At 72.4% G+C, this 19598-nt stretch carries 19 protein-coding genes and 1 pseudogene; 2 read left to right on the forward strand and 18 right to left on the reverse strand.

All coding sequences use genetic code 11. From position 1 onward, the window contains the following. Positions 1-175 precede the first annotated feature (175 nt). The 12 genes and pseudogenes from L1857_RS20415 to pafA form a co-directional block, all read right to left on the reverse strand. Positions 176-1378 carry a GNAT family N-acetyltransferase gene (locus L1857_RS20415; RefSeq protein WP_249465901.1) on the reverse strand — a complete coding sequence of 401 codons (1203 nt, stop codon included), beginning with the start codon at positions 1376-1378 and terminating at the stop codon, positions 176-178. A gap of 40 nt (positions 1379-1418) precedes the next feature. Continuing rightward, positions 1419-1967: a DUF4333 domain-containing protein gene (locus L1857_RS20420; RefSeq protein WP_116109106.1), complete on the reverse strand. Its 549-nt coding sequence runs from the start codon at positions 1965-1967 to the stop codon at positions 1419-1421. Positions 1968-2032: 65 nt separating this feature from the next. Continuing rightward, entirely contained in the window at positions 2033-4783 is a 2751-nt protein-coding gene (locus L1857_RS20425) for a DEAD/DEAH box helicase (RefSeq protein WP_116109104.1), read from the reverse strand. A gap of 46 nt (positions 4784-4829) precedes the next feature. Next, positions 4830-5687, reverse strand: a complete 858-nt coding sequence (locus tag L1857_RS20430) for a diacylglycerol/lipid kinase family protein (protein WP_116109101.1) — start codon at positions 5685-5687, stop codon at positions 4830-4832. A gap of 15 nt (positions 5688-5702) precedes the next feature. Beyond that, positions 5703-6644 carry a twin-arginine translocase subunit TatC gene (tatC, locus tag L1857_RS20435; protein WP_094002935.1) on the reverse strand — a complete coding sequence of 314 codons (942 nt, stop codon included), beginning with the start codon at positions 6642-6644 and terminating at the stop codon, positions 5703-5705. 19 nt (positions 6645-6663) lie between these two features. Continuing rightward, the gene (gene tatA / locus L1857_RS20440; protein ID WP_116109098.1) at positions 6664-6990 is read right to left on the reverse strand and encodes a Sec-independent protein translocase subunit TatA; all 327 of its coding nucleotides are present in this window, start codon (positions 6988-6990) and stop codon (positions 6664-6666) included. After that, complete coding sequence (locus L1857_RS20445; protein WP_094002933.1) at positions 6990-7235, reverse strand: bacteriophage holin; 246 nt, start codon at positions 7233-7235, stop codon at positions 6990-6992. The genes tatA and L1857_RS20445 overlap by 1 nt, the downstream gene beginning before the upstream one ends. A 9-nt stretch (positions 7236-7244) precedes the next feature. Further along, on the reverse strand, positions 7245-8225 hold the full coding sequence (locus L1857_RS20450; protein WP_094002932.1) for a helix-turn-helix transcriptional regulator: 981 nt from the start codon (positions 8223-8225) through the stop codon (positions 7245-7247). Then, positions 8222-9226, reverse strand: a complete 1005-nt coding sequence (locus tag L1857_RS20455; protein WP_249465904.1) for a helix-turn-helix transcriptional regulator — start codon at positions 9224-9226, stop codon at positions 8222-8224. Before L1857_RS20455 ends, L1857_RS20450 begins: the two co-directional genes overlap by 4 nt. A 365-nt stretch (positions 9227-9591) precedes the next feature. Next, a complete protein-coding gene (locus L1857_RS20460; protein WP_116109096.1) occupies positions 9592-10263 on the reverse strand; it encodes a TetR/AcrR family transcriptional regulator in 672 nt (223 codons plus the stop codon). A gap of 329 nt (positions 10264-10592) precedes the next feature. Then, positions 10593-11365 (reverse strand): annotated as a pseudogene (locus tag L1857_RS20465) (DUF1684 domain-containing protein). Beyond that, positions 11362-12720: a Pup--protein ligase gene (gene pafA / locus L1857_RS20470; RefSeq protein WP_094002928.1), complete on the reverse strand. Its 1359-nt coding sequence runs from the start codon at positions 12718-12720 to the stop codon at positions 11362-11364. The pseudogene L1857_RS20465 and the gene pafA overlap by 4 nt, the downstream one beginning before the upstream one ends. Positions 12721-12901: 181 nt before the next feature. On the opposite strand from pafA, the gene L1857_RS20475 reads away from it, so the two are divergent. Next, positions 12902-13696, forward strand: a complete 795-nt coding sequence (locus L1857_RS20475; RefSeq protein WP_116109092.1) for a pentapeptide repeat-containing protein — start codon at positions 12902-12904, stop codon at positions 13694-13696. A gap of 158 nt (positions 13697-13854) precedes the next feature. On the opposite strand, the gene prcA is transcribed toward L1857_RS20475, so the two are convergent. The 4 genes from prcA to dop all read right to left on the reverse strand — a co-directional run bounded on the left by prcA (position 13855) and on the right by dop (position 17415). Beyond that, positions 13855-14616: a proteasome subunit alpha gene (gene prcA, locus L1857_RS20480; RefSeq protein ID WP_116109091.1), complete on the reverse strand. Its 762-nt coding sequence runs from the start codon at positions 14614-14616 to the stop codon at positions 13855-13857. A gap of 55 nt (positions 14617-14671) precedes the next feature. Then, positions 14672-15526, reverse strand: coding sequence for a proteasome subunit beta (prcB, locus tag L1857_RS20485; protein ID WP_094002925.1), 855 nt, complete (start codon positions 15524-15526; stop codon positions 14672-14674). Positions 15527-15647: 121 nt separating this feature from the next. Next, positions 15648-15842, reverse strand: a complete 195-nt coding sequence (locus tag L1857_RS20490) for a ubiquitin-like protein Pup (protein WP_017982463.1) — start codon at positions 15840-15842, stop codon at positions 15648-15650. 70 nt (positions 15843-15912) lie between these two features. After that, positions 15913-17415 carry a depupylase/deamidase Dop gene (gene dop, locus L1857_RS20495; protein ID WP_094002924.1) on the reverse strand — a complete coding sequence of 501 codons (1503 nt, stop codon included), beginning with the start codon at positions 17413-17415 and terminating at the stop codon, positions 15913-15915. A gap of 90 nt (positions 17416-17505) precedes the next feature. Here dop and L1857_RS20500 point away from each other — a divergent pair, with 90 nt between their 5' ends. After that, positions 17506-18021, forward strand: a complete 516-nt coding sequence (locus L1857_RS20500; protein ID WP_162830941.1) for an NUDIX hydrolase — start codon at positions 17506-17508, stop codon at positions 18019-18021. 8 nt (positions 18022-18029) lie between these two features. Here L1857_RS20500 and L1857_RS20505 read toward each other — a convergent pair whose 3' ends face one another. Together L1857_RS20505 and L1857_RS20510 are read right to left on the reverse strand one after the other, a co-directional pair. Then, positions 18030-18632, reverse strand: coding sequence for a hypothetical protein (locus L1857_RS20505; RefSeq protein ID WP_094002922.1), 603 nt, complete (start codon positions 18630-18632; stop codon positions 18030-18032). Positions 18633-18698: 66 nt separating this feature from the next. Next, entirely contained in the window at positions 18699-19529 is an 831-nt protein-coding gene (locus L1857_RS20510) for an aldo/keto reductase (RefSeq protein WP_116109084.1), read from the reverse strand. Between the last annotated feature and the right edge of the window lie 69 nt (positions 19530-19598).

Below are 19598 nucleotides of genomic sequence, written 5' to 3' on the forward strand. Positions count from 1 at the left end.
CCGGCCGCGGCTGGCGATGCCGTAGCCGAAGCGGCCGTAGATGGTGCGGCCGCGGAAACCGTTTTCCCGCCGGCGAAGGCGCCGAACCGGCGCTCGGCGGGGAAGGAAGCCGGTCACGGCTCGGAACCGGGAGACCGCGTCGCGCACCGTACCGATCACCCCCAGGACAGGCTGGTCAGAAGTGGGTACCACACCACGCGGGAACGGATGTGGCGAACAGCCGGTCGGCCCGCAACAGCACCGCCGGGTCCGCCGGCTGGATCCGCCCGGCGGCGGCCAGCAGCGAGGGCCGCCACGCGCCGAGGTAGATCATGGCCAGCGCGTCCACCCCGAGCCGCAGATCCGCCGCCGCGCCGGTGCGGCGGACGCCGTCCGGCGACACCTGGTAGCGCCCGGAGTTGGTCTCCAGCACCGGGTCGACCACCTCCAGCACGACCGGCTCACCGGCGTACTCGCGCGCGCCGAGCGCGGCCGGCACGTCCACCAGCCGCAGCCACAGCTCGTCCCCGCCGCCGGTGTCCTGCACCGCGCGGAGGTCGGTGAACAGCAGCTCGGCCGGCTCGTCCACCGGGCGTTCCTCGGCGCGCAGCGTGTCGACGAGGTCGACGCCCAGCAGGTAGCGCCACAGCCCGTTGAACGCCTCACCGGTCGCGGTGTGCAGGCTGAGGACCTCCAGCACCGCGGGGTCGTTCCAGTTCTTGCGCTCGACGGTGTAGACGACGTAGCCGTCCGGGCCGTTCGGGCCGTGGTGCACGGCCGTCACGACCGGGCTGGTCGCTTCGCGGGCGTGCCGTTCCCAGCCGGGCCACCAGTACGGCGGGCGGGTCATCATGCCGGGGCGGGTGTGCGGCAGGGACGCGTACAGCTCGGGCAGCCGCTCCAGCGCGGTGTCCAGCGGCCACAGCTCGACCTGCCCGGCGGCCGGGACGTCCGCGCGGAGCACGGCGCGGCGCCGGTCGATCCGGTAGCTGCGGCTGCGTGTGGTGACGCCGTAGCCGAAGCGGTTGTAGATGACGCCTTCGCTGGCGCGCAGCGCGGCGAAGGGCAGGCCGCGCGAGGCGATGTCGGTGAGCTGGGCGCGCATGAGCTCGGTGAGGATCCCGCGGCGGGTCCGGTCGGGCCGGACGCCGACGCCGGTGACCGCGGCGACCCCGGCGCGGGCGCCGCCGGGCAGGGTGATCTCGGCGTCGAACGAGCGGACGGTGCCGATCAGCTCGGTGTCGAAGGCGCCCAGGGTGCGGCCGGGCTGCAGCATGCGTTCGGTGAACCGCCGCCACGTCTCGTCGGTCGCGGGGACGTGGTGGAGGGTGAGACGGAACAGGTCGGCGGCGGTGCGGTGCTCGTCGGGTCGCAACGTGCGCACGGTGTAGTCACTCACCACGCGATCGTTGCCGACGGCACGGCCGCACGCCAGCCAATTACCGGGGGTAGGCCACCTCGTAGTTGGCGGCGTCGTCCTTGATCGTCACGGTGACGGTCTTGCCCTGGCCGTTGACCACCGCGGCGCAGTCGAACGTGGCCCCCGACCTGACCTCCTGATCGGCCGGGCACTGCACGTCGCTGACGTCGGTGAGCTGGTAGTTGCCGGTGAGGATCTGCTTGACGCCGTCCTGCACGGCGCTCTGGCTCAGCACGGTGGTCTTGAGGAACCCGGGCGCCAGGAACGCGGTGACGCAGAACGCCGCCACCACGACGACCAGCGCGCCGAGCCCGATCAGCAGGCCCTTGGCGCCCTTCTTCTTCGGCTGCTGCCCGTAGGCGCCTTGCGCGGGGTACTGCTGCGCTGCCGGGTACTGCTGGGCGCCGTACTGCGGCGGCGGGTACTGCTGCCCGTACTGAGGCTGCTGCGGCTGGGGCTGCTGGGGCTGGGGATACCCCGGCGCCTGCCCGTACTGGGGTTGCTGCTGTCCGTAGCCGGGCTGCTGGCTCCACTGCTGGGGCCCGGTGCCGCCGTGGGGCGTGCTCATGCTGCGTGCCTCCGCTGATCGTCCCTCGCTCAGCGCGATCCAACCACAACGCTGGGTGGGGCGCGCTACTCGGCGCCCGCCGCCACGACCCCGCGCCGCAGCGCCTTGACCGCCTGGGCGGCCGCGTCACCGACCGGGTCGGCCCGCCCGAGCACCGTCTTGATCTGGTCGAGCAGGTCGACGACCTGGCGGGACCAGCGCACGAAGTCCCCGGCGGACAGTTCCTGCCCGTTGGCGTCGGCGGCGGTGAGCACCTTTTCGAGTGACTCGCCGCGCGCCCACCGGTACACCGGCCAGGCGAACCCGGCGTCGGGTTCGCGGGTGCGGTCCAGGCGGTGGCGCCGCTCGTCCTCGGCGAGGTCGGTCCAGATCTTGGCGGTCTCCTGCCACGCCTTGGGCACGCCGCCGGCGGGCAGCCGCGGCTCGCCGGGCGAGTCGCGGCGGGCTTCGAACACCAGGGTGGACACGACCGCGGCCAGCTCGGGCGGGGTCAGGCCCTCCCACACGCCGTGGCGGATGCATTCGGCGGCGAGCAGGTCGGACTCGCTGTAGAGGCGGGCCAGGCGGGCGCCGTGCTCGGTGACGCGGTCTTCGTCCTCGGCGAGGTAGCCGCGTTCGGCCAGCAGCGCCCGGATGCGGTCGAACGCGCGCGCCAGCGAGTGGGTGGTGGCGGCGACGCGGCGTTCCAGCTGCTCGGTTTCGGCGGCCAGCCGGTGGTAGCGCTCGACCCAGCGGATGTTGGCCTCGCGTTCGGCCAGCCCGTGGCAGGGGTGGGCGCGCAGGGCGCGGCGCAGCGCGGCCAGCTCACCGTCCTCGTTGGCGCCGGACCGCCGCTTCTGGCGGCCGGGCAGGGAGATCCCGGAGTCGCGCAGGTGGGAGGCGATGTCCCGGCGGGTCTTGGGTGAGCGCAGCTCGACGTGCCGGGGCAGCTTGATCCGGCCCAGCGGCTCCACGGGCGCGGAGAAGTCGGACAGCGACAGCGGCCCGGACCACCGGTCCTCGGTCACCACGACCGGGCGCGGCTCGCGCACCGGGTCCAGACCGGGGTCGATCACCACCGCGAGCCCGGCGCGGCGCCCGGCGGGGACGGCGATGACGTCGCCCTTGCGCAGCTTCTCCAGCGAGACCGCGGTGTCGGCGCGGCGGGCGGCGGTGTTCTGCCGCGCCAGCGCCTTCTCCCGGTCGGAGATCTTCTTGCGCAGCCCGGCGTAGTCGAGCATCGCGTCGAAGTCGCCGGTGACGGCCTCGGCGTAGCCCTTGAGCGCCTCGCGGTTCTTCTCGATGCGCCGGGACAGGCCCACCACGGACCGGTCGGCCTGGAACTGGGCGAAGGACTGCTCCAGCAGCTCACGGGCCTGTTCGTGGCCGAGCTGGGCGACCAGGTTGATCGCCATGTTGTAGCCGGGCCGGAACGACGACCGCAGCGGGTAGGTGCGGGTCGAGGCGAGCCCGGCGACGGCCTTGGGGTCCACGCCCGGCTGCCACACCACGACCGCGTGGCCCTCGACGTCGATGCCGCGGCGCCCGGCGCGGCCGGTGAGCTGGGTGTACTCGCCCGGGGTCAGGTCGACGTGGGCCTCGCCGTTGTACTTGACCAGCCGTTCGAGCACGACGGTGCGGGCGGGCATGTTGATGCCCAGCGCCAGCGTCTCGGTGGCGAACACGACCTTGACCAGGCCGCGCACGAACAGTTCCTCGACGGTCTCCTTGAACGCGGGCAGCAGCCCGGCGTGGTGCCCGGCGATGCCGTTCTCCAGCGCCTCGCGCCACTCCCAGTACCCGAGCACGCCCAGGTCGCCCTCGGGCAGGTCCTTGGTGCGCGTGTCGACGATGCGGCGCACCTCGGCGGCCTCCTCCGGGGTGTTCAGCCGCAGCCCGGAGCGGACCACCTGGCCCACGGCGGCGTCGCAGCCGGCGCGGGAGAAGATGAACACGATCGCCGGCAGCAGCCCGGCGGCGTCCAAGCGGGTGATCATGTCCACCCTCGACGGCGGCCGGAACCGGGGGCCGCGCGAGTACTGGCGGCCGCCGCGGCCCCGGCGCAGCGCCGCCGGGGCGTGCATGCGCCCGACCTCCTCGACGCGCCGCAGCAGCCCCGGGTTGATCCGCAGCTCACCGGCGGAGCCGTCGTCGGCGAACAGGTCGAGCAGCCGGTTGCCGACCATCATGTGCTGCCACAGCGGCACGGGCCGGTGCTCGTCGACCACCACGGTGGTGTCGCCGCGGACGGTGACCAGCCATTCGCCGAACTCCTCGGCGTTGCTGACGGTGGCGGACAGGCCGACGACCCGCACGTACTCGGGCAGGTGCAGGATGACCTCTTCCCACACCGCGCCGCGGAACCGGTCGGCGAGGTAGTGGATCTCGTCCATCACCACGTAGCCGAGGTCGTCGATGGCCGAGGAGCCCGCGTAGAGCATGTTGCGCAGGACCTCGGTGGTCATCACCACGATCTGGGCGTTGCCGTTGATCGCGGTGTCGCCGGTGAGCAGGCCGACGGTGTCGGCGCCGTAGCGCTGCACGAGGTCGCCGTACTTCTGGTTGGACAGCGCCTTGATGGGCGTGGTGTAGAAGCACTTGCGGCCCTCGGCGAGCGCGAGGTGCACGGCGAACTCGCCGACCACGGTCTTGCCGGCGCCGGTGGGCGCGCACACGAGCACGCCGTGGCCGTCCTCCAGGGCGCGGCAGCCGCGGATCTGGAAGTCGTCGAACCCGAAGTCCGCCTCGTCGGCGAAGCGGGTCAGCTGGGGGTACTGGGCGCGGCGCTTGGAAGCCTGGTAGGCCTCGGCCGGCGACACGGAAGGGCGAGGGGCCACCTCGTCAGGGTGTCACATGCGGTGTCCGGGACGCATGCGGTGGGTGTCACCCCAGGATGGTGAGCGCGCCGCGGTGGCAACGGGCGGTGACCGCGCCGCCGGGCAGCATCTCGCCGTCGGCGCAGAGGGGCCAGCCGGTGGTCTCGATGCGCACCTCGCGGGCGCGCAGGGTGCGCACGGCCGGGTGGCGCAGGTGCCGTCCGTGGCGCAGGCCGGGCAGGATCCGCAGCAGGTCGGCGCGGGTGGCGCGGCCGACGACGGTGATGTCGAAGAGCCCGTCGGCGGGGTCGGCGTGCGGGCAGATCCGCATGCCGGCGCCGTAGAACGGGGTGTTGCCGATGGCGACGAGGGTGGCGTCGAGGTCGAGGCGCCCGGTGTCGGTGGTGAGGGTGACCGGGCGGGCCCGGAACGCGGCGAGCTCGGCCAGGACGGCGACGTCGTAGCGGTGCGGGCCGGACGGCCACCGCAGGCGGGTGGCGCGGGCGTTGACGGCGGCGTCGAACCCGGTGCACAGGACGGTGGCGAACCAGGTGCCGCCGGCGTGGCCGAGGTCGACGGCGCGGTGGCGCCGCTCCCGCAGCGCGGTCACGACGGCGTCGGCCGCGGCCAGCGGGTCGAGGGGGACGCCGAGCCCGCGGGCGAGGTCGTTGCCGGTGCCGGCCGGGACGAGCCCGAGCGGGGTGCCGGTGGCGGCGCAGTACTGGACGGCGTGGTGCACGGCCCCGTCGCCGCCGAGGACGACCAGCGCGTCGAGCCCGTCCGGCAGATCCCCCGGGGCCGTGGTGCCGAGCAGGTCCAGGCGGTCCACCCCGGCACGCAGCCGGGCGGCCACGGTGCCGGCGATCCTGGCCGCCGCACCGCGGCCGGTGTCGGGGTGGACGGCCAGGGCCGCGCGGATACCCATGGTGGGGCGGACCGGCTAGGTCACGTCCTCGGTCTTCGGCTTGGCCGGGGTGTCGTCGATGCTGCTCGGGGTGTAGTCGAACGGCGCGGCCTCGTTGTCGTCCAGGCCCGCCCACTCCTCGCTCTCGCTGCCCCGGTACTTGCGCTTGTCGTGCACGCGCGCGATCTGGATGGCCAGCTCGGCGAGCACGGTCAGCGCGCCGGCCAGGGCGATCATCGAGAACGGGTCCGACCCGGGCGTGGCGAACGCGGCGAAGACGAACACCGCCATGATGATCCCGCGGCGCCACCTCTTGAGCTGGGCGTACTTGAGCACGCCCACGAAGTTCAGCATCACCAGCAGCAGCGGCAGTTCGAAGCTGACCCCGAAGATGATCAGCAGCGACAGCACGAACGAGATGTACTTGTCGCCGGTGAGGCCGGTGATGAAGAAGTCGTTGCCGAAGCCCATCAGCAGCTGCAGGGCGTGCGGGATGAGCAGGTAGGCCAGGACGGCGCCACCGGCGAACAGCACGCTCGCGAAGCCGACGAAGGTGAGCGCGTACTTGCGCTCCTTGGTGTACAGGCCGGGGGCGATGAACGCCCACAGCTGGTACAGCCACAGCGGTGAGGTCAGCACCGCGCCCCCGGCGAGACCGACCTTCAGCTGGATCATGAACGCCTCGAACGGCACCGTCTGCAGCAGGTAGCAGCCTTCGGTGCTGCCGAGCCGCCGGTCGGCCGGGATGGCGCAGTACGGGTCGTTGATGATCGACCCGAGCGACGGGACCGGACCCATCCTGGTGTTGAACCAGATGAAGCCGAAGATCCCGCCGGCGAGCACGGCGAGCAGGGCCCAGCCCAGGCGGCGCCGGAACTCGTAGATGTGCTCGATGAGCGTCATCGTGCCGTCGGGGTTGAGCCGGCGGCTGCGCTTGCGCCGCCGGTCCCTCCGGCTCTTGGGGGCGGAGTCCGCCACGACAGGCTCCGTCCTCGCCTCAGCTGGCGTGCTTGTGAGCCTGGTCGGCCTTCTCCGCCGCCTGCTGCCGCTTCAGCTCGTCGAGCTGCTTCTGCAGCTGCGCGACCTGGTCGTCGGCCGGGGAGGCCGCGGAGGCGGTGGTGGCAGTGGTGTCGGAGGCCGTGATCTGCTTCTTCTCGGGCTCCTCGGCCTTGCCGTCCTCACGGAGGTCCTTGGTCTCGGCCTTGAAGATCTTCATGGACTTGCCGATGGACCGCGCGGCATCCGGCAGGCGCTTCGCGCCGAACAGCAGGATCACGACGAGCACCAAGACGATCAAGTGCCACGGCTGCATCGCGTTGAACATCAGTGGCCTCCTTCCTTGCTTGTGACCAACTCTACTTGCTCAGGGGCGGGACGCCGCCGTTGTTCGAGCGCGACGCGCAGACCGGCCGACCGGGCCTTCAACAGACCGGTGCGATCGGTGACACTCGCCGTAACCATGCTCGATGCCTTCCGGAACCGGCGCAAGACCCCGAATGTCCGGATCAGGACAACAATCAGCGCCAGGAGGCCCACGGCGGCGAGCAGAATGCTCGGCAGGTACGACACGGCGTCACCCTACTGGCCCAAGGTGGCCGGGAGGTGACGTGCCCTTTCCAGTGCGGCGGCGGCCCGGCTACGGACAGCCTCAGCCAGCTCGGGCGGGCTTTCCACGCGCGCGTCGCCGCCGAGGCCGAGCACCAGCCGCACCATCCAGGACTCGTCGCCGTAGCGCATCCGCACCCGCAGCCTGCCGCCGTCGAGCTCGGCCAGCTCCTCGCACGGGTAGTACTCGGCGACCCAGCGCGCGTCCGGTTCCAGCACCAGCCGCGCCTCGGGCTGGCCGGGCCGGGCCCGGAACACGCCGTCGGAGATGTCGGTGGGCCGCGCTGTCGGCGGCGGGGCGGCGCGCTCGTCGAGGACCTCGACCTCGTCGATGCGGTCCAGGCGGAACAGCCGCACGCCCTCGGCGCGGCGGCACCAGGCCTCCAGGTAGCCGACGGCCTGCACGATCAGCAGCCGCATCGGGTCGACCGTGCGCTCGGTGATCTGGTCGCGGGAGGCGGTGTAGTAGCGGATGCGCAGCGCCCGCCCGGCGCGCAGCGCGTTCTGCACCACGCGGCGGGTGGCGGCGGTCTTCTCGCCCTCCCGCACGGCCAGCCCGACCACGACGCCGGAGGGCTGGGCCTGCCCGGCGGCGGCCTCGATCTTGGCGATGGCGCGGTGCACCGCGTCGGTGTCGACCACGCCGGGGGTCTCGGCGACCGCGCGCAGCGCGACCAGCAGCGCGGTGGCTTCCCCGCCGGTCAGGCGCAGCGGCCGGTTCATGCCGGCGTCGAAGGTGACCGTGACCGTGTCGCCCTCGAAGGACAGGTCGATCAGGTCACCCGGCCCGTAGCCGGGCAGCCCGCACATCCACAGCAGTTCCAGGTCGCGGCGCAGCTGCTTCGCGGTGACGCCGAAGTCGCGGGCGGCGTCCTCGATGCGGATGCCGGGGCGCGCGAGCAGGTAGGGCACGAGCGCCAGCAGCCGGGGCATCCGGTTGGTCGATCCGCTCATCGCCGCACCTCGTGGTGCAGGTCGTGGTGCAGTTCGGGGTGCAGCACCGACTCCAGGCGGCCGCGGACCGCCTTGGCCAGCACGTCCGGCTCGAGGACCAGCACGTCGGGGCCGTGCCCGGCGATCCAGTCGGCGGCGCTTTCCGGGAAGGACAGGTCGATCTCGGCGAGGTCGCCCTCGATGCCGTCGACAGTGAGCCGCCCGGTCAGGCGGGCGCGGCGGCGCACACCGGCCGCGCGCTGGTCGGCGATCCACAGCTTGGCGGTGGTGACGGGCGCGGGGTCGGGGTCGGTGGTGCCGGCGATCAGCTCCAGCAGGTTGACGTTGTCCGGCCGCTGCACCTCGCCCGGGCGCCCGGCGGTGCGCACGTCGCCGACGATGCGGGAGAGCCGGAAGCAACGTGGGGCGCCGCGGTCGCGATCGTGGCCCACGACGTACCAGCGGGCGCGCCAGGACACCACGCCCCACGGTTCCAGGGTGCGGGTGAGCCGTTCCGCCGAGCCGGAGCGGCGGTAGGAGAACTGGACGGCCTGGCGGGCCTGCACGGCGGCGACCAGCGGGGTGAAGGCCGGTTCGGCGCGGACGCGGGACTCCACGACCGGCGGCTCGGTGTGGTCGAGGTCGACCCCGGCGGCGCGCAGTTTGACCAGGGCGCCCTGGGCCTGGCCGGTCATCTCGGGCGAGTCCCAGAGCCGGACGGCGAGCCCGACGGCGGCGGCCTCGTCCGGGGCCAGCTCGATCTCGCCCAGCTCGTAGTCCCGCCGGGCGATGCGGTAGCCCTCGGCCGGGTCGAAGGCCGAGTTGCGGCCGGTCTCCAGCGGGATCCCCAGTTCACGCAGCTCGGTCTTGTCCCGTTCGAACATGCGGGAGAAGGCCTCGTCGCTCGCGGCGTCGGCGTATCCGGGCACGATCCCGCGAATCCGGTCAGCGGTGAGGTACTGCCGGGTCGACAGCAGAGCGAGCACCAGATTGACCAGGCGCTCGGCGCGGGCGGTGGACACCCGACCACAGTAGCTCGCACTGGTGATCGAGTCGCCGAGGTCCACCCCGGCGCGCCCGGGAAGTCCACGAGATACCCACCCACACCCCCGCGAGACGCGATTTTCAGCCGCGTAGGCCGCTCAATGAGCTCGTTGCGGCCCCCGGTCGCGAAGCCGATCCGTGATCGCTACCTGATTCACTACTTGAGTGCCTGCTGGTGGGTGAATCAGCGCTCCCAGGCGCGGTGACGTGGTGCTCCACTACGCCAAGGGCGCTACGTGGGACCGCCTTGATCGACCGTCTCCGCGGTAAGCCCTGCTCGGCTTTCACCAGGCGTACTTCCGCTGGCGTCGAGCGAACAAATTCCGACGCCGGTGACGGAGTCTCAGCCCTGGACGGCGCGACGCAGCTCCTCGCGCATCCGCTCCGTCAGCGCGGCCCCGCCCAGGCCCTCCGCGATGATCTCGATCGTGCGCTCCAGCGCCAGCTCCCGGGCCTCCCGCGGGGCGGCGGACAGCGGGCCGTCCAGGTGCAGCATCGCCAGGCCGTGCACCGACGCCCACGCCGCGAACTCGGCCATCGGGCGGCGCTGCGGTGGCAGGTACCCGGACGCGGCCAGGTCGTCGATCGCCTCGATCAGCTTGCCGAACGGGCCGGACTCCGCGACGGCCGGCATCGGCGGGAGACCGCCGGCGAACGCGGTGCGGAACAGCCCGGGCTCGGCGAGGGCGAACGCGAAGTACCCCCGCCCGATCGCGGCCAGCCGGCTCAGGCCCCGTTCGGCCGGATCGCCGACCGGGTCCAGGCGGTCCAGCGCCTCGTTCACCGACGCGGTCAGCAGCTCCATCGCGCGCGTCTTGACCGCCTCCAGCAGCTCCTCGTGCCCGGCGAAGTGCCGGTAGGCGGCGGTCGGCGTGACCCCGACCGCGCGCGCGGCGGCCCGGATCGTCACCGACGAAGGGCCACCGGCCTGGGCGAGTTCCGCGGCGGAGCGGATCAGGGCGTTGCGCAGATCGCCGTGGTGGTAGCCGCTTCGCACGGGCGCCGAGGAGCTCACGGCTCGATGTTGACACCCGTACACATCAGGTGGCAAGTGCACTGCCGAGGGGATCCCGTGTTCGCTCGGCTCGGACTCCAGCCGCGCCCACGCCCCTCGCCGGGCAGCAACTTCGGCGGCAAGGACGACCTCCGGTTCTTCCTCGGCTTCACCCCGCTGCCGCTGGGCACCAGCACGCTGCTGTGCTGCATCGCGTTCGGACTGTCCACGGTCTCGGCCCGCGCGACCCTGGTACGCGGCCTGCTGCCGCCCGCCGGCCTGCGGCCGCTACGCCGCCTGCACGAGCACGTCGGCGTCAGCAAGACCGCGGGACCACCCGCCGCGGTGCGTCAACGGCGCTCCCACGGGATCTGCTCGCCCGCCTCCACCGGGAACGGCAACCGGTTCTCCCGTGGGGCAGCGGGCACGTCGCGAGGTCGATGAACGCGCACGGCAGGTTCACCGCCCGGTTGAAGTCCAGCTCCACCCGGCCCCCGGCATCCGGCGCGCCGACCGACAGGCTGCGGTTCGCCGCGTACGTCGTCACGCCCGAGGTCGCGTCCGTGAACAGCACCGAGAACGCCGCGCCGCCCTTGCCGTTGAACGCGGTCAGCGCGAACTCCTCGCCCCGGTACGCGAAGCGCAGCACACCCGGCGACGAGTACACATGCGACAGTCCTTCCACGACCGCCCCGACCGTCACCGCCCGCGGTTCGTCGAACGGCTCGAACCGGCCGGGCAGCACCCACGCCGGGTCCGGTTCGTAGGCCGGCACGCCGCGGAACGCGGCCCGCACCGGCGCCGCCGGGTCCCGCAACCGCAGCAGGTACCCGCTGCGCCGCGCCACCTCCACGACCCGGTCACCGGCCTTGACCATCTCGCCCGGCCCGCTGTTGACCAGCTCGAACCGCGCCGTGCCGGACACGCCGAACTCCTCGTCCGGCTCCACCACCACGACCGCGGCCTCGCCGTCGACACGCCACGCGCCGGGGATGCCGTCGAACCGCCGCGGCTCCGGCGTCAGCCAGTGCCGCGCCGTGATGCTCAGCCACCCGTGCGGCTCCGCCAGCACCCGCTCCCGCTCGGCGTGCCAGGCCCGCCACTGCTCCGCGAACGCGTTCACAGCGAGCTGATCAGCCGGTCGACGCGCTCGTCCACCGCGCGGAACGGGTCCTTGCACAACACGGTCCGCTGCGCCTGGTCGTTGAGCTTGAGGTGCACCCAGTCGACCGTGAAGTCCCGCCCGGCGGCCTGCGCGGCGGCGATGAAATCGCCCCGCAGCTTCGCCCGCGTGGTCTGCGGCGGCGTGTCCTTGGCCAGCTCGATCTCCCCGTCGTCGGTGATCCGCCGCACCAGGCCCTTGCGCTGCAGCAGGTCGAACAAGCCCCGCCCGCGCCGGATGTCGTGGTAGGCCAGGTCCAGCTGCGCCACCCGCGGGCTGGACAGGTCCAGGTTGTGCTTGGCCCGGTACCGCTCCACCAGCCGGTGCTTGATCGCCCAGTCGATCTCGGTGTCGATCTTGCCGAAGTCCTGCTGCTCCACCGCGTCCAGCGCGCGGCCCCACAGCTCCACCACCCGCTGCGCGGTCGGGCCCGAGTCGTTGGCCTGCACGTGCTGCACCGCGCGCCCGTAGTACTCGCGCTGGATGTCCAGCGCCGAGGCCTCCCGCCCGCCGGCCAGCCGCACCGGGCGCCGCCCGGTCAGGTCGTGGCTGATCTCGCGGATCGCCCGGATCGGGTTGTCCAGCGTGAAGTCCCGGAACTGCACACCCTGCTCGATCATCTCCAGCACCAGGTTCGCCGTGCCGATCTTCAGCAGCGTCGTCGGCTCGGCCATGTTCGAGTCGCCCACGATGACGTGCAGCCGCCGGTACCGCTCGGCGTCGGCGTGCGGCTCGTCGCGGGTGTTGATGATCGGCCGCGACCGGGTCGTGGCGCTGGAGACGCCCTCCCAGATGTGCTCGGCCCGCTGCGACAGGCAGTACACCGCGCCCCGCGGCGTCTGCAGCACCTTGCCGGCGCCGCAGATCAGCTGACGGGTCACCAGGAACGGCAGCAGCACGTCGGCGATCCGGGAAAACTCGCCCGCGCGCGTCACCAGGTAGTTCTCGTGACAGCCGTAGGAGTTGCCCGCCGAGTCGGTGTTGTTCTTGAACAGGAAGATGTCCCCGCCGATGCCCTCGTCGGCCAGCCGCCGCTCGGCGTCGACCAGCAGGTCCTCGAGGATCCGCTCGCCGGCCTTGTCGTGCGTGACGAGCTGCACCAGGTCGTCGCACTCGGCCGTGGCGTACTCGGGGTGCGAGCCCACGTCCAGGTAGAGCCGGGAGCCGTTGGACAGGAAGACGTTGGACGAGCGCCCCCACGACACGACCCGCCGGAACAGGTAGCGCGCCACCTCATCGGGCGAGAGCCGGCGCTGCCCGTGGAACGTGCAGGTGACGCCGAACTCGGTCTCGATGCCAAAAATCCGCCGCTGCATCTCTCAATGCTAGGCGCTTTCGGCCCTGTCGCGGTGCGCCGTTCGGGCGGCGACACGCCGGGTGATCGTCGCACCACGTGCCGGACCACCGCGGACGAGGCCGTTACCAGGGGTTTCCCACGTTGTGGCCCGGGCCACCCGATAGGGTCGAACCGGACTGCGACAGGGGTGATCCGAAACCGTGACCGGCGACGCGCTGCGAGCCGACTGCGCCAGCTGCTTCGGCCTGTGCTGCGTGGCCCTGCCCTTCGCCGCCTCGGCGGACTTCGCGGTGGACAAGGACGCGGGCACACCGTGCCACAACCTCCTCGACGACTACCGCTGCGGCATCCACTCCCGGCTGCGGGAGAAGGGCTTCACCGGCTGCACCGTCTTCGACTGCTTCGGCGCCGGGCAGCGCATCTCCCAGGACACCTTCGGCGGCCGCGACTGGCGCACCGCACCCGAGACCCGGCAGCCGATGTTCGCCGCGTTCCCGGTGATGCGGCAGCTGCACGAGCTGCTGTTCTACCTCACCGAGGCGCTCGGCCTGCCCGCCGCGCGCCCAGTGCACGACGAGCTGCGGGCGGCGCTGGCGGAGACCGAGCGGATGGCCCGCGGCGGCCCGGCCGAGCTGGTGGAGCTCGACGTGGCCGGCCACCGGGAGAAGGTGAGCGGCCTGCTGCTGCGGGCGAGCGAACTGGTCCGCGGCAAGCGCGGCAAGAACCGCCGCGGAGCCGACCTGATCGGCGCCAAGCTGCGCGAAGCCGACCTCAGGGCCGCCAACCTGCGCGGCGCGTACCTCATCGGAGCCGACCTCCAGCACGCCGACCTGCGCCAGGCGGATGTCATCGGAGCGGACTTCCGCGGGGCGAACCTCGCGGGCGCCGACCTGACCGGCAGCCTGTTCCTCACGCAGGCCCAGGTGACCGCCGCCCACGGCGACAGCGCGACGCGCCTGCCGGACGGGCTCACGCGGCCGGCCCACTGGGCCTGATCCCGGCGCCGATACCCGGGGGCGCCCTGCGCGCGAGCCGGTGAGACACCAAGCAGCCGCTCCCCGCGCGACCCCTGCCCACCGGCCAGGCGAGGGCACCGAGCCCCGGGCATGCGAAAGGGCCCCCGGACCGAAGTCCGAGGACCCCTCGCCAGAACTCAACTCGCCGGCGGGGTCTCGCCGTCTTTCGGGCTCTCCGGCGCCGTCTCGCCGGTCTCGGCCGACTCGGCCGGCTGCTCCGGCAGCAACGCGTCCAGCGCGGCGCCCTGGATGCGCCGGAACTTGCGGCCCGGCCGCTCGCGGTCCAGCACCGCCACCTCCAGCTTCAGCGGCGCGCTGTCCCCGTTGTTGCTCACCGCCCGCAGCGCGTCCAGCGCCACCTTCAGCGCGTCCCGCAGCTCCAGGCCGTCCTCGTAGATCTCCTTCAGCTTGTTCGCCACCGGCTCCGTCTGGCCACCCGTCACCACGTACCGCGGCTCGTCGAAGATCGAGCCGTCGTAGGTCAGCCGGAACAGCTGGTCCTCCTCCGGCGCCGACCCCACCTCGGCCACGCACAGCTCCACCTCGTACGGCTTGAGCTGCTCGGTGAAGATGCTGCCCAGCGTCGCCGCGTAGGCGTTGGCCAGCGCCCGCGCCGTCACGTCCCGGCGGTCGTACTGGTAGCCCTTCAGGTCCGCGTGCCGGATACCGGCCACCCGCAGGTTCTCGTACTCGCTGTACCGGCCGACCGCGGCGAACCCGATCCGGTCGTAGATCTCGGAGATCTTGTGCAGCGTCGTCGACGGGTTCTCGGCCACGAACAGCACGCCGCTGCGGTACTTCAGCACGACCACACTCCGGCCGCGCGCGATGCCCTTGCGCGCGAGCTCCGAGCGCTCGCGCATCAACTGCTCAGGAGAGGCGTACAGCGGCAGCGTCACGGTCAGGCTCCAAGAATGCTCGAAGGAAGGGGAAGTTCAGCCACGGGCGCGGCGATCACGTGCGGCCGCGGGTGGCCTGCTCGGCCCGCCCCGCGACGACCGCCTCCGCCACCGCGGCGGCCTGCTCGTCCGGCAGCCGCACCGCGCCGCGCTCGGCGGTGATCGTCACCAGCGTCGGGAAGACCCGGCGCACCAGGTCCGGCCCACCGGTCGCGCTGTCGTCGTCGGCCGCGTCGTACAGCGACTCCACCGCCGTGCGCACCGCGGTCTCCTCGTCGGCGTCCGGGTCGTACAGCTTCTTCAGCGCCGACCTCGCGAACAGCGACCCCGACCCGATCGCGTGGTAGCCCGCGCGCTCCTCGTACCGGCCACCGGTCACGTCGTAGGACACGATCCGCCCGGCGCGCTTCGGGTCGTCGGCCTCGATGTCGTAGCCGACGAACAACGGCAGCGCCGCCAGACCCGCCATCGCCACGTCCAGGTTGCCCTTGACCATCGTGGCGAGCTTGTTCGTCTTGCCGTCCAGCGACAGCGGAACGCCCTCGATCTTCTCGTAGTGCGCCAGCTCGACCGCGTACAGCCGCACCAGCTCCAGCGCGATCCCGGCGCTGCCCGCGATGCCCACCGCGGAGTAGGCGTCGACGACGTGCACCTTCTCCATGTCCCGGGACGCGATCAGGTTGCCCGAGGTCGCCCGGCGGTCACCGGCGACCAGCACGCCACCGGCGAACGTCACGGCCACGATCGTGGTGCCGTGCGGCGCGTCCACCGGACCGGCGCCCGGCAGCTGCCGGCGGCCCGGCAGCAGGTCAGGCGCCTGCATGCGGAGGAACTCGGCGAACGACGACGTCGTGCTCGAGAAGAAGGCAGCGGGCAGCGCGGAGCCCGTGGGGCCCGAGGTGTGTTCCATACGTGCTCGTGGTTCCCATCGACGAAGTGTGACGCTCCCGCGGGCTCCGAGCCCGCGGAAGCGCGACAACCGGCACTACAAGCTACTCAGTGCGACCACCCTAATGGCCGCCGGTGAGCGGTTACTCGCCGCCCTTTTGCACGTAGGCACGCACGAAGTCCTCGGCGTTCTCCTCGAGCACGTCGTCGATCTCGTCCAGGATCGTGTCGACGTCCTCACCCAGCTTCTCGCGGCGTTCCTGGCCGGCCGGGGCACCACCCTCGACCTCGTCGTCGGAGCCGCCGCCACCGTGCTTCTCGATCTTCTCCTGAGCCATCTCGCCTCCCGGTGAGTCCTGTCCCTAGCCTACCCAGAGACCACGACAATCGGTGGTTTTCCCGCTGCGGTCAGTCCGAACCCGTCAGCGCCTCGACCAGTTCCTCCGCCGTCTCCGACTCGTCCAGCAACCGTCCGACGTGCGCCTTCGTGCCCCGCAGCGGCTCCAGCGTCGGGATGCGGACCAGCGACTCCTTGCCCACGTCGAAGATCACCGAGTCCCACGACGCGGCCGCGATCGACGTCGCGTACTTCTCCAGCGCCCGCCCGCGGAAGTACGCCCGCGTGTCCTCCGGCGGGTTCGTGATCGCCGCCTGCACCTCCTCCTCGGTGACCAGCCGCTTCATCGAGCCCCGCGCCACCAGCCGGTTGTACAGGCCCTTCTGCAGCCGCACGTCGGAGTACTGCAGGTCCACCAGGTGCAGCCGCGGCGCGGCCCACCCCAGGTTGTCCCGCTGCCGGTAGCCCTCCAACAGCCGCAGCTTCGCCGGCCAGTCCAGCCGGTCCGCGCACTCCGCCGGGTCCCGGGCCAGCGCGTCCAGGATCTCGCCCCAGACCCGCAGCACCTCCTTGGACACCTGGTCGCCGCCGGTGCGCTCCAGGTGCGCCGCGGCCAGCTCGTGGTAGGCGAACTGCAGGTCCAGCCCGGTGTACTTGCGCCCGTTGGCCAGCGACACCTTCGTCTTCAGCGTCGGATCGTGGCTGATCTGGTGCACCGCGCGCACCGGCTCGTCCAGCTTCAGGTCGTCGAACCGCTGACCGGCCTCGATCATGTCCAGCACCAGCGCCGTGGTGCCCAGCTTGAGGTAGGTCGAGTACTCGGCCATGTTCGCGTCGCCGATGATGACGTGCAGCCGCCGGTACTTGTCCGCGTCGGCGTGCGGCTCGTCGCGGGTGTTGATGATCCCCCGCTTCAGCGTGGTCTCCAGGCCGACCTCGACCTCGATGTAGTCCGACCGCTGCGACAGCTGGAAACCCGCCTCCTCGCCCTGCGGCCCGATGCCCACCCGGCCCGAGCCGGTGACCACCTGCCGCGACACGAAGAACGGCGTCAGCCCGGAGATCACCGACGTGAACGGCGTCGACCGCGCCATCAGGTAGTTCTCGTGGGTGCCGTAGCTGGCGCCCTTGCCGTCGACGTTGTTCTTGTACAGCTGCAACGGCGGCTGCCCGGGCACGGTGGCCGCCCGCATCGCGGCCTCCTCCATCACCCGCTCCCCCGCCTTGTCCCAGATGACCCCGTCCCGCGGGTTGGTCACCTCGGGCGCGGAGTACTCCGGGTGCGCGTGGTCGACGTAGAGCCGGGCGCCGTTGGTCAGGATGACGTTGGCCGCGCCGAGGTCCTCCACGTCCGGGTCGTGCCCCGGACCGCCCGGGCCAGCCAGGTCGAAGCCCCGGGCGTCGCGCAGCGGCGACTCGACCTCGTAGTCCCACCGCGCCCGCCGCGCCCGCGGGATGTCCGCCGCCGCCGCGTAGGCCAGCACGACCTGCGTCGAGGTCAGTACCGGATTCGCCGTCGCGTCGCCCGGCACGGCGATGCCGTACTCGACTTCGGTTCCCATGATCCGCCGCATGTCCCAAGCCTACGGGTCCCGGGCGGCCACGGTGAGCGGGCCACCGGTTGCGACCAGGTAAAGCACCCGGATCTGCGATGCTGGCTGCCGATGGTGAACAGCGATGGGGAAATGGTCGCCCACTACGACGCCGCGGGCGCGGTCGTGGGCCGGGTGCGGCGCGCCGACATGCGCGAACAGGGCCTCTGGCACGCCGCGACGCTGGTCCTGGTCCGCTCCGGCGACGGCTCCCGCGTCTACGTGCACCGGCGGTCACCGGACAAGGACGTGTTCCCGGGCCTCTACGACTGCTGGGCGGGCGGGGTGGTCGCCGCGGACGAGACGCCCGCCGAGGGCGCGGAACGGGAACTGGCCGAGGAACTGGGCGTGCGCGGCGTGCCCCTGCGACCGCTGTTCACGTTCACGTTCGAGCAGCCACCGTTGCGCTGCCACTACTTCGCCTACGAGGTGCGCTGGGACGGTCCCGTCGTTCACCAGCCGGAGGAAATCGTCTCCGGCGCCTGGATGCCCCTGGACGAGCTGCGGGCCTGGGCGCGGGACCCGGAAAGCCCTTTCGTGCCCGACGGCAGGCACGCGACCCGCGAGTGGTTCCGCCGCCAGGGGTAGCGCTTTCCTCAGCTGGCGGGCAGCTTCTCCGCGGCCAGCGCGGCCAGGCCCTTCACCGCGTCCGCGGCCCGGGTCTGCGTGCTCGCCGTGACCTGGAGACCGGACAGCACGTGCCCGCCCGCCAGCAGCACCGTGCAGGTGGTGCCGTCGCACCAGGCGCGCGCGGCCTCCGCGCCGGCGGGACGGGTGACCGTCAGCGGCTGGCCGTCGCAGTCGACCTGCGCCAGCACCTCGGCCGCGGTGCGGTCCAGGTAGCCGGTGACCTGCTGCGTCAGCGCGGAACCACTGGTGTAGAGCCAGGTCGAGCCACGCGGGTCACCCGCGGGCACGGCGTCGAAGCAGGATCCGTTGGCGGCGCGGGCGGCGGCCTCCCGCACACCCTCGTTCGCCAGGTCGCTCTTGGTGAGCACCGCCGCCGCCACGTCCTCGGCGATGTGGTTCACCGGGCTGTTCACCGCCGCCTGGCCGACCGAGACGCTGGACGAGGTCGCCGGCGTCGTCGCGGACGGCGTCGCCGCGCCCGCCGGCTTGTCGTAGTAGGTCTCCAGGTCGTTGGGGCGATCCGCGCACCCGGTCAGCCCGGTCAGCACGACCGCGGCCAGGACCACCATCCCTCCATGACGCACGGTGACGTTCCCTTCAGTCTGCGTTGTGGGCGCTGAGATTAGTCCAAGCCTTCACTGCCATTGCAGCGAGGATCGCCGATCCCAGTACCGTTCCGGCGGCTCGGCCAGCGCCCGCAGTCCCGCGAGTTCGACCCGTGGCAGGTCGACGCCGTTCGCCGCCAGGTTCGCGGTCAGCTGCGGCACGCTGGCGGGACCGACGAGGACGGTGTCCGCCCACGGCTGGGCCAGAACCGCCGCGACCGCGATGGCGTCCGCGCCGACTCCGAAGCGTTGCGCCAGACGGGTGATCGCGGGCGGCGGGTTCACCACGAGCCTGCCGTTGGCGAGGGTTTCCTTGACCAGCACCAGGTTCCCGGCGGCGTGTGCCTCGCCGAGCGCCGGTCCCGCCGACGGTTCGAGCAGGTTCCAGGTGGACTGCACGGCGGAGAACACCGGGCGCCCGGCCACTTCCAGCTCGAACGCCCGCCGGATCACCTCGGCCTGCCTCGGCCCGGAGGTGGAGAACCCGACACGCACGCCGTCGTCGCTGAGCGCCGCGAGCGCCCGTTGCAGCGCCTCGTCGGTGAACAGCGGGCTGTCCACGGTGAGCGAGTGCACCTGGTAGAGGTTGATGGCGTTGCCCAGCAGGGAGCGGCTTTCGGTCCACTGGCGGGAGAACACGCCGGCGGAGTGCTCCTTCACCTCGTGCATCGTGGCGTCCATGCGCCAGCCGCCGACGTAGGTGTAGCCCCATTTGCTGGACACCGTCAGGTCGCGGTGACCGCGTTCGGCCAGCCAGCCGGCGAGGAACTCCTCGGCGCGGCCGTAGGAACGCGCGACGTCGACCCAGCGGACACCGGCCGCGTACGCCGCGTCGAGCACCGCGAACGTGGCCTCGCGCATGGCGCGCACGTCCCGCCGGACCGGGAGCTCACTGCTTCTGCCCAGGTTGATGTAGGCGGGCCGCCCGAG

The sequence above is a fragment of the Amycolatopsis thermalba genome (genome assembly GCF_023376025.1).
In the GTDB taxonomy this organism is placed as follows: Bacteria; Actinomycetota; Actinomycetes; order Mycobacteriales; family Pseudonocardiaceae; genus Amycolatopsis_E; species Amycolatopsis_E thermalba.